This window comes from Streptomyces sparsus (genome assembly GCF_054776295.1).
Genome location: NZ_BAAHCA010001123.1, coordinates 1 through 1425, shown reverse-complemented (window position 1 = coordinate 1425; position 1425 = coordinate 1). Strand labels below are relative to the sequence as shown.

The 1425-nt window shown below is 72.8% G+C and carries 1 protein-coding gene; it reads right to left on the bottom strand.

Going from position 1 to position 1425, the window contains the following annotated elements; genetic code table 11:
• Positions 1–1425 (bottom strand): FtsK/SpoIIIE domain-containing protein (locus ACYVE9_RS26815; protein ID WP_461030485.1); only part of this gene is annotated, 1425 nt, incomplete at both ends.

The window sequence follows — 1425 nt, the reverse complement described above, 5'->3', positions numbered from 1 at the left end:
AGCCAGATCTGCGGCACCGGCGGTGCGGCGGCGGCCAGTTGCCCCACGAGTGTGGACAGCAGCGTGGGGCCCACCGTGCGGCGGGCCGGCGCGGGAGCCGCCGACGGGTCGGCGGACTGCCCGGTGTCGTCGTCGAGCGTGTTGTACGCCGGGTAGGGCAGCACCGCCGGACGGTCCTCGGTGTCGTCACCGCGCCGGGTGGGGCCGGTGTGCGGACCGGACACGTAGCTGGCCTTGAACCGCTCGTAGGCGCTGGTGTCGACCTTCAGGTAGCCGAAGCCGGGGATCGGCGGCAGGTGGAAGGCGTCGGGGGTGTCCAACACGGTGCGGGACTCGTCGGGCGAGAAGGTGCGCAGGCCCAGCCGGTAGGAGAGGTAGGTGTCCAGACCCTTGAGCTTGCCGCCCTCGATGCGCTGGCTGGAGAGCAGCAGGTGCACGCCGATGGACCGGCCGATGCGCCCGATGGAGAGGAACAGGTCGATGAAGTCCGGCTTCGCGGTGAGCAGTTCACCGAACTCGTCGATGACGACGAACAGGTGCGGCAGCGGGTCGAGTTCGGGGCGCTGGGCGCGGGTGGCGGCGTAGGTGGAGATGTCGGCGATGTTGCCCGCGTCCTTCAGCACCTGCTGGCGGCGCTTGACCTCGCCGGCCAGGCTGGAGTGCACCCGCTCGACGAGCCCGGCGCGGTTCTCCAGGTTGGTGATGATGCCGGCGACGTGCGGCAGCGACGCGAAGGGCGCGAACGTGGCGCCGCCCTTGTAGTCGACGAGCACCATCGCCAGGTCCTCCGGCGGGTGGGTGGCGACCAGTGCGAGGACGAGCGTGCGCAGCAGCTCACTCTTGCCCGAGCCGGTCGCGCCGACACACAACCCGTGCGGGCCCATGCCGAGTTCGGCGGACTCCTTGAGGTCGAGCAGCACCGGTTCGTGGCTGTCGCCGAGGCCGATCGGGACCCGCAGGAACGCCTGGTCGCCGCGTGGCGCCCACATCCGGTCGACGTCCAGGTCGGCGGCGTCGTCGATGCCCATCAGCTCGGTGAAGTCGACCGGGCCGGACAGCGGCGCGCCGGACGCGGCGGACTCGGGTGACAGCCGCAGCGGCGCGAGGCTGCGGCTGAGGCCGAGCGCTCCGCCGGGCGTCAACTCGTCCAGCGAGCCGCGCACCACGACGGGTTCCTCGCCGCGCAGGTCCTCGACGGTGACGCCGTGCCCGTCGTCGTCGACGGTGACGCGCACCGACACCTGGCCGGGTTCGTCGATGCGCCGGGACAGCAGGTGCAGCACGGTGACGCCCATGTCGGCGAGCGGCACCGCCTCGTCGGGCCGGACCGGCTCGTGCGCGGTGTCGCCGTGCCCGTCGCTGAGCACCAGCAGCCGCTTGCCGAGCCGCAGCGCCTCCCGGCCGGCGAGCAGGCGGAGCCCCCGG